Source organism: Streptomyces misionensis, from assembly GCF_007896895.1.
GTDB classification, from domain to species: Bacteria; Actinomycetota; Actinomycetes; order Streptomycetales; family Streptomycetaceae; genus Streptomyces; species Streptomyces misionensis_A.
In genome coordinates this window covers 25,771-33,415 of record NZ_VOGW01000185.1, presented here as the reverse complement: position 1 = coordinate 33,415, position 7,645 = coordinate 25,771, and the positions used below count along the sequence as shown (strand labels likewise).

Annotated in this window: 9 protein-coding genes; 5 read left to right on the top strand and 4 right to left on the bottom strand. The window is 74.3% G+C overall.

The features are described 5' to 3' along the window. A partial coding sequence (locus FRZ03_RS31905; RefSeq protein WP_146468645.1) for a bifunctional adenosylcobinamide kinase/adenosylcobinamide-phosphate guanylyltransferase occupies positions 1-1,199 on the bottom strand: 1,199 nt, incomplete at its 3' end. A gap of 80 nt (positions 1,200-1,279) precedes the next feature. On the opposite strand from FRZ03_RS31905, the gene FRZ03_RS31900 reads away from it, so the two are divergent. Then, on the top strand, positions 1,280-1,492 hold the full coding sequence (locus FRZ03_RS31900) for a hypothetical protein (protein ID WP_146468558.1): 213 nt from the start codon (positions 1,280-1,282) through the stop codon (positions 1,490-1,492). A gap of 57 nt (positions 1,493-1,549) precedes the next feature. Here FRZ03_RS31900 and FRZ03_RS31895 read toward each other — a convergent pair whose 3' ends face one another. The 3 genes from FRZ03_RS31895 to FRZ03_RS31885 all read right to left on the bottom strand — a co-directional run bounded on the left by FRZ03_RS31895 (position 1,550) and on the right by FRZ03_RS31885 (position 4,088). Then, positions 1,550-2,623 carry a S1C family serine protease gene (locus FRZ03_RS31895; protein ID WP_146468557.1) on the bottom strand — a complete coding sequence of 358 codons (1,074 nt, stop codon included), beginning with the start codon at positions 2,621-2,623 and terminating at the stop codon, positions 1,550-1,552. Between the two features lie 56 nt (positions 2,624-2,679). Continuing rightward, positions 2,680-3,381 (bottom strand): class I SAM-dependent methyltransferase, encoded by a 702-nt coding sequence (locus FRZ03_RS31890; RefSeq protein ID WP_146468644.1) that lies wholly within the window; start codon positions 3,379-3,381, stop codon positions 2,680-2,682. An 83-nt stretch (positions 3,382-3,464) separates the two neighbouring features. Beyond that, positions 3,465-4,088 carry a DUF3043 domain-containing protein gene (locus tag FRZ03_RS31885; protein WP_146468556.1) on the bottom strand — a complete coding sequence of 208 codons (624 nt, stop codon included), beginning with the start codon at positions 4,086-4,088 and terminating at the stop codon, positions 3,465-3,467. Between the two features lie 266 nt (positions 4,089-4,354). On the opposite strand from FRZ03_RS31885, the gene FRZ03_RS31880 reads away from it, so the two are divergent. The 4 genes from FRZ03_RS31880 to FRZ03_RS31865 all read left to right on the top strand — a co-directional run bounded on the left by FRZ03_RS31880 (position 4,355) and on the right by FRZ03_RS31865 (position 7,597). After that, positions 4,355-5,149 (top strand): PspA/IM30 family protein, encoded by a 795-nt coding sequence (locus FRZ03_RS31880; RefSeq protein WP_146468555.1) that lies wholly within the window; start codon positions 4,355-4,357, stop codon positions 5,147-5,149. Positions 5,150-5,199: 50 nt separating this feature from the next. Continuing rightward, the gene (pspAA, locus tag FRZ03_RS31875) at positions 5,200-5,478 is read left to right on the top strand and encodes a PspA-associated protein PspAA (protein ID WP_146468554.1); all 279 of its coding nucleotides are present in this window, start codon (positions 5,200-5,202) and stop codon (positions 5,476-5,478) included. 110 nt (positions 5,479-5,588) lie between these two features. Further along, positions 5,589-6,920, top strand: coding sequence for a sensor histidine kinase (locus FRZ03_RS31870; protein ID WP_146468553.1), 1,332 nt, complete (start codon positions 5,589-5,591; stop codon positions 6,918-6,920). Beyond that, positions 6,917-7,597, top strand: coding sequence for a response regulator (locus FRZ03_RS31865; RefSeq protein ID WP_146468552.1), 681 nt, complete (start codon positions 6,917-6,919; stop codon positions 7,595-7,597). The genes FRZ03_RS31870 and FRZ03_RS31865 overlap by 4 nt, the downstream gene beginning before the upstream one ends. Positions 7,598-7,645 lie beyond the last annotated feature (48 nt).

Genomic DNA, 7,645 nt, shown 5'->3' with positions numbered 1-7,645 from the left:
CCCCGCAGCACCATCGCCTGCCCGGCGACCACCAGCAGCACCTGCTCGCACTCCGCGCCGAACGCCGCGTTCAGCCGCCCCAGTTCGTCGCGGTAGCGGCGGCCCGACGCCGTCGCCGGCACGATCCCCGAACCGACCTCGTTCGACACGGCGACGACGGTGCGCCGGGTGCGGCGGACCGCCTCCGCCAGCGCGCGCACCCGCTCCCGCAGCGCCTTCTCGCCCCCGCCCGCCCACTCGGCGTCGTCCCACGCCCCGACCTCGTCCATGACGTCGGTCAGCCACAGCGACAGACAGTCGATCAGCACCGGCGGCCCGTCCTCGCGCAGCACCGGCTCCAGGTCCGTCGTCTCCGCCGTACGCCACGAACCCGGCCGCCGCTCCCGGTGCGCGGCCACCCGCGCCGCCCACTCGGTGTCCCCGCCCCTGGTGCCGCCGGTCGCCACGTACAGCACGTCCGGGAACGACTCCAGCCGCCGCTCGGCCTCCACCGACTTGCCCGAACGCGCCCCGCCGAGCACCAGCGTCCGCCGCGGCACGTCCGGCACCTCCTCGTACGCCCCGACCACCAGCGTCGTACCGTCGGGCACCGCGCGCGCCCCCGCCGCGGCCAGCCGCCGCCGCAGCTCCGCCCCGGGCGGCACGTCGTGGTCCAGATGGACCGCGACGACGTCCGTGGTCGGCCCCGCGGAGCCCACCGCCCGCAGCCGGGCCAGCGCGTCCGGGCGGCCCACGACGTCCGCGAGGACCATGTGGTACGACTCCGCCGTCCCCGCCTCCAGACCCGCCGGCGCCCCGCCGGGCGGCAGGTACAGCAGCCGCTGCCCGTCCGGACCGGTCACCGCGTACCCGGTGCCGCCCGCGTCCATCGCCACCGCCCGCACCCGGTGCCCGGTCAGCAGCGCCAGCTCCCGCCCGTCCGGCACCCGCCCCGGCTGCGGCAGTCCGGCCGGCACCTCCACCGGGGGCCCGTCGTGCGGATGGGAGAGGAGCACCTGGCGCACCCCGGCCAGCGAGTGCCCGGCCCGGGCCGCCGCGAAGGCCGCGCCCGGCGTGAGGTCCAGCAGCAGCGCGCCGTCCACCAGCAGCGCGGTGGCCGCCCGCGCGTCCGGCCCCAGCGCCATCGCGCAGGCGGCGCAGGGACAGTCGGGGCGGGGCAGTCCGGCGGGGGCGCCGGTACCGAGCAGAGTCACTTCCACGGAACGATTTTCGCCTGTCCGATCGGGTATTGCGCTTCCGTCTACTCTTCCAGCACGTGTTGGATCACAAGGAGGCCCACATGACGGCATGGACGTGGCGGTTCGAGAAGGCCGACGGGACGGAGGTCCAGCCGGCGGTCCAGCCCGAGGAGTTCAGCACCCAGGGGGACGCCGAGTCCTGGGTGGGGGAGCACTGGAAGGCGCTGCTGGAGGGCGGCGCGGACCAGGTGCGGCTGTTCGAGGACGACACCGAGATCTACGGGCCGATGAGCCTGCACGCCGACGCCGCCTGACCCCGCGGTGGGGAGGGGCGCGCCCCCGGAGCCGTGCCCCGGACGCCGTACCCCTCCTCACTGCTCGCCCAGCGTCACCTGCGCCGTCCGCTGCGTCCCGTCCCGCTGGTAGGCCACCGGGACGCGCCGGTCCGGCCGGTTCGACGCCAGCGCCTCCTGGAGGGAGGTGATGGTGGTGACGGACTGCCCGCCGACCCGGGTGATGATGTCGCCGACCCGCAGCCCGGCCCGGTCCGCGGGGCCGCCGCTCTGCACGGTGACGACGGCGACCCCGGCCGGCTGGAGCCGGTCGTCCACCACGGTCCGCCCGGTGATGCCGAGCGCGGCCCGTCCCGAGTCCACCACCCGGCCCTCCCGGACGATCTGCCCGGCGATGGTGCGCGCCATCGACGCCGGGATGGCGAAACCGATCCCGGCCGCCGCGCTGCCGATGCCGGGGTCGGCCGCGGCCAGCGTCGGGATGCCGATGACCTGCCCGTCCAGGTTGACCAGGGCGCCGCCGCTGTTGCCGGGATTGATGGCCGCCGACGTCTGCACCATGTTGGCGATGGTGGCGCCGGTGCCCCCGCCGCCGCTGCCCTCGCTCACGGTCCGCCCGGTCGCCGAGACGATCCCCTGGGTCACGCTGGACGACAGCCCGAGCGGCGACCCCATGGCCAGCACGATCTGGCCGACCTCCACCTTCTCGCTGTCGCCGAACACCGCGGGCCGCAGCCCGCGCGGCACCCGGTCCAGCTTGATCACCGCGAGGTCCTGCTGGGGGTAGGAGTACACCAGGGTCGCGGTCAGCGGCTCCTCGCTGCCCGCCGTCGTCACCCGGAACGTCTTCTCGTTGCCGACCACATGGGCGTTGGTGACGATGTGCCCCCGGTCGTCGTACACGATCCCGGAGCCGAGATCACGGCTCGCCTCGATCTGCACGACCGACGGCAGCACCTGCCGGATGACCCGCTGGTACGCGCTCTGCAGATCGCCCGCCGCCATCGGTACGGCCGCCGGGCCCGCCGTCGCCGTCTCGTGCTGCCGCGCGCCCGGCGCGGCGGTGCCCTCGCAGCCGGCGAGCGCCGCGCAGCACACCAGCAGCAGGACCGGGATCACCCGGCGCAGGACAGGGGTACGGGAAGCGTCCATGCCCCGAGTCTGGCCGCGCGTTGATCAGCGGGCCCGCCGTGTTGCCCCGAACGGGCTCAGCCCCGTACCCCGCACAGATGCAGCAGCGCCGCGACCCCCCGGTAGGGGTCCGTGCGGCCGGCCCGCTCCTCGACCGCGAGCAGCGTCTCCAGGTCGGCGGGCAGGACCGCGTCGTCCGCCGCCGTGTCCGTGAAGACCCGGACGCCGTACCAGGCGTGCAGCGGGGCGGCGATGCCGGCGAGGGTGGCGGTCAGCTCGGACAGCCGGTCGGCCCGCACGTTCAGGCCCAGGCGGTTGGTGTAGGCGGTGGTGTCGAAGGCGGCCAGCGCGCCCGCCCAGTCGCCGGCCAGGCCGGGCCGCATGGCGAGCCCGTCGCCGTTGCGCACCAGCAGGGAGAGCAGGCCGCCGGGCGCCAGCATCCGGGCCAGGCCCGCCACCAGCGGATCGGGCTCCTCGACATACATCAGCACGCCGTGGCAGAGCACCAGGTCGAAGCTGCCCGGCAGGAAGTGCACCCCGGTGTCCCGGCCGTCGCCCTGCACCAGCCGGACCCGCTCCCGTATGCCCTCCGGCTCCCGGTCCAGCGCCTCGCGCGCGGCGGCGACCATCACCGGGTCCTGCTCGACGCCGGTCACCTGATGGCCGAGCCGGGCCAGCCGCAGGGCCTGCGTGCCCTGGCCGATCCCCACGTCGAGCACCCGCAGCCGCCGCCCGACCGGGAACCGCCCGGCTATCTGCTCGTCGAGCTGCCGTGCCACCAGTTCCTGGCGCACGACATCGCGCAGCCCGCCCACCTTGTCCAGCCAGGAGTGGGCCGCGCCCGAGGTGAAAGCGTCTGCGCTCAGGGCCGCTCTCCGCGCTTGACCTGCGGCTTCGGCAGCCGGAGCCGGCGCATCTGGAGGGAGCGCATCAGTGCGTAGGCCACCGCGCCGCGGGTGTTGCCGTCCGGGAAGCGCTCCTTGAGCCGCTTCTTCAGCCGGAAGCCGCTGACCGCCGCGTCCAGCACGATCAGGACGATCACCACGGCCCACAGCAGCAGCGCGATGTTCTGCAGCGCGGGCACCCGGACGACGCTCAGCACGAGGATCACGATGGCGAGCGGCAGGAAGAACTCGGCCACGTTGAACCGGGAGTCCACCCAGTCACGGGCGAACCGGCGCACGGGACCCTTGTCCCGGGCCGGCAGATAGCGCTCGTCGCCGCTCGCCAGCGCCTGGCGCTGCCTCTCCAGCGCCTGCCGGCGCTCCTCGCGCGAACGCTTGGCGGCGTCCTTGCGGGTCGTCGGGGTGTTGGCGACGCTGCGGCGCTGGGACTGGGCCTCACTGCGCTTGGGAGTGGGCCTGCCCTTGGGGGCCTGCGGGTCGCGGGGCTGCTTGGAGAAGTTCACCGGCTTGTCGGCCTGGGGCTTCTCATCCTTGGCACGGCTACGGAACACAAAGACCAAGGGTAAGGGCTCCGGCGGCATGGACCGCAGCCCGAACGGGAACGATCCCGCAACACCGAGCGTCTGTATGACGCAGAGGGGGTGTTCCGGCAGGGCCGGACGCGGCTTCGCCGGGTCCGGTTAGGGGACCGCCTCCTCCCTGCGCCGGATCGGCACTCTCCGCAGTCGTTCTTGGGGATGAGCGCATCACGCCCCGGACAGTGCGGTAATGGAGGCAGGGCCCGTACTGTGGGTCTTGTCGCAGGATCGGTGAGCTGGAGTCCGTCAGAAGGGGGCGCGCGAAGCCCATGAGCGGTGTCATGAAGCGTATGGGGATGATCTTCCGCGCGAAGGCGAACAAGGCCCTTGACCGGGCCGAGGACCCGCGCGAAACCCTCGATTACTCGTACCAGAAGCAGCTCGAACTGCTCCAGAAGGTGCGCCGCGGCGTCGCCGACGTGGCGACCAGCCGCAAGCGCCTGGAACTCCAGCTCAACCAGTTGCAGCAGCAGTCCGGCAAGCTGGAGGACCAGGGCCGCAAGGCGCTGGCGCTCGGCCGCGAGGACCTGGCCCGCGAGGCGCTGTCCCGGCGCGCCGCGCTCCAGCAGCAGGTGACCGACCTGGAGACGCAGCACGCCACCCTCCAGGGCGAGGAGGAGAAGCTCACCCTGGCGGCCCAGCGCCTCCAGGCCAAGGTGGACGCCTTCCGCACGAAGAAGGAGACCATCAAGGCCACCTACACCGCCGCCCAGGCCCAGACCCGGATCGGCGAGGCCTTCTCCGGCATCTCCGAGGAGATGGGCGACGTCGGCCTCGCGATCCAGCGCGCCGAGGACAAGACGCAGCAGCTCCAGGCCCGCGCCGGCGCCATCGACGAGCTGCTCGCCTCCGGTGCCCTGGACGACCCGACCGGCATGGCCAAGGACGACATCGCCGCCGAGCTGGACCGGCTCTCCGGTGGTAGTGATGTAGAGCTGGAGCTTCAGCGCATGAAGGCCGAGCTGGCCGGCGGGACCCAGCAGCAGGCCATCGAGGGCGGTGCCGGGCAGGGACAGGCCCAGGACCGGCAGCAGCAGGACACCCCCCGCTTCGACAAGCAGTAGGTCCTGCGACCAGCGGCAGGACGGCGCCGGGACGAGCCGAGGAGGCCGACGTGATCGTACGGATCATGGGAGAGGGCCAGGTCAGGCTGGACGACTCCCACTTCGCCGAGCTGAACCGGCTGGACGACGAACTGCTGGCCGAGATGGAGGGCGGCGACGAGGAGGGCTTCCGCCGCACCCTCGCCACCCTCCTCGACGCCGTGCGACGGCTCGGGGCGCCGCTCGGCGCCGACGAGCTGGAGCCCTCGGACCTGATCCTCCCGGCGCCGGACGCGTCGCTGGAGGAGGTCCGCTCGATGCTCGGCGAGAACGGACTGATCCCGGACTGAGCGTCCGGGACGGCACGGACACGGCGGACGGCACGGACACGGCGGACGGCACGGGCGCGGGGGCAGGCGGTGCCGTCGTCCGCGACGGTCCCCGCCGTACTGTTCCTCACGTGACCCCTCTGGAACGTGCCCGCTGCGAGCTGAAGGCCCACCCCCTCGCCCTGGACGCGGGCCTCGCTGCGGGCGTCCTCGTGTGCATGGTCGCCGGCTCCTTCGCGATACCGCACGGCACCGACGGCGTCACCTGGGGCATCCGCACCCCCGCTCCGCTCAGCCTGCTGCTGATGCTGCTCGCCGCCGCCGCCCTCGTGCCGCGCCGCCGCGCCCCGCGCACGGTCCTCGCGCTCACCTGCACCCTCTCGGTCGTGGAGTGCGTCACCGGCGACCCCCGCGCCCCCGTCGCGATGTCCGCCGTCATCGCCCTGTACACGGTCGCCTCGACCACCGACCGCACCACCACCTTCCGCGTCGGCCTGCTCACGATGACCGTGCTGACCGCCGCCGCGATGTTCTTCGGCCCGCTGCCCTGGTACGCGCAGGAGAACCTGGGCGTGCTCGCCTGGACCGGCATCGGCGCCACCGCGGGCGACGCGGTCCGCAGCCGCCGCGCGGTCGTGCGGGCCATGCGGGAACGCGCCGAGCGCGCGGAGCGCACCCGCGAGGAGGAGGCCCGTCGCCGCGTCGCCGAGGAGCGGCTGCGCATCGCCCGCGACCTGCACGACGTCGTCGCCCACCACATCGCCCTGGTCAATGTGCAGGCCGGGGTCGCCGCGCACGTCATGGACAAGCGCCCCGACCAGGCCAAGGAGGCCCTCGCCCACGTCCGCGAGGCCAGCCGCAGCGCGCTCAGCGAGCTGCGGGCGACCGTCGGCCTGCTGCGCCAGTCCGGAGATCCGGAGGCCCCCACCGAGCCGGCCCCCGGCCTCAGCCTCCTGGAGGAGCTGGCCGGCACCTTCCGCAGCGCCGGGCTCCCCGTGGAGGTGGCCCGCGCCGACCAGGGCACCCGTCTGCCGGCGGCCGTGGACCTCGCCGCCTACCGGATCGTCCAGGAAGCCCTCACCAACGTGCGCAAACACGCGGGCGCCGGGGCGCGGGCCGAGGTGAGCGTCGTCCGCGTCGGATCGCACATCGAGGTCACCGTGGTGGACGACGGCTGCGGCGAGACCACCGCCCCGCAGACCACCGCCCCGCAGACCACCGCCCCGCAGACCACCGCCCCGGAGACCGGCGCCTCCGAGACCGGCGCCGCCGAGCCCGGTGCCTTCGAGACCGGCGGGGGCCACGGGCTGCTCGGCATGCGCGAACGCGTCGGCGCCCTGGGCGGCACCCTCACCACCGGGCCCCGCTACGGCGGCGGTTTCCGCGTCCATGCGATCCTGCCCGTCAGCACCACCGACAACCGCGTCGAAGGCCGTACGACGGCACCGGGGGAGCCCGTATGACGATCCGTGTCCTGCTCGCCGACGACCAGGCACTGCTGCGCAGCGCGTTCCGGGTGCTGGTCGACTCCGAGCCCGACATGGAGGTGGTGGGGGAGGCGTCCGACGGCGCGGCGGCGGTCCGGCTCGCCAAGGAGCGCCGCCCCGACGTCGTCCTCATGGACATCCGGATGCCCGGCACCGACGGCCTCGCCGCCACCCGGCTGATCGGCGAGGACCCCGAGCTCGCCCGGGTCCGGGTGGTCATCCTGACCACCTTCGAGGTGGACGACTACGTGGTCCAGTCGCTGCGCGCGGGCGCCTCCGGCTTCCTCGGCAAGGGCAGCGAGCCCGAGGAACTGCTCAACGCCATCCGGGTCGCCGCGGCCGGCGACGCCCTGCTGTCCCCGTCCGCCACGAAGGGCCTGATCGCCCGCTTCCTCGCCCAGGGCGACCGGGACGACGGCCGCGCCCCGGCCGGCTCCGAGCGGCTGGGCGCCCTCACCGGCCGCGAGCGCGAGGTGCTCGTGCAGGTCGCGGGCGGGCACTCCAACGACGAGATCGCCGAGCGCCTCGCGGTCAGCCCGCTGACCGTGAAGACGCACGTCAACCGGGCCATGGCCAAGCTGGGCGCGCGCGACCGGGCACAGCTCGTGGTGATCGCGTACGAGTCGGGGCTGGTCCGTCCGCGGATGGAGTGATTTCGAAGGCGGCCAAGCTCCGGCGGACGGCCGCGGCCGAGCCGGACC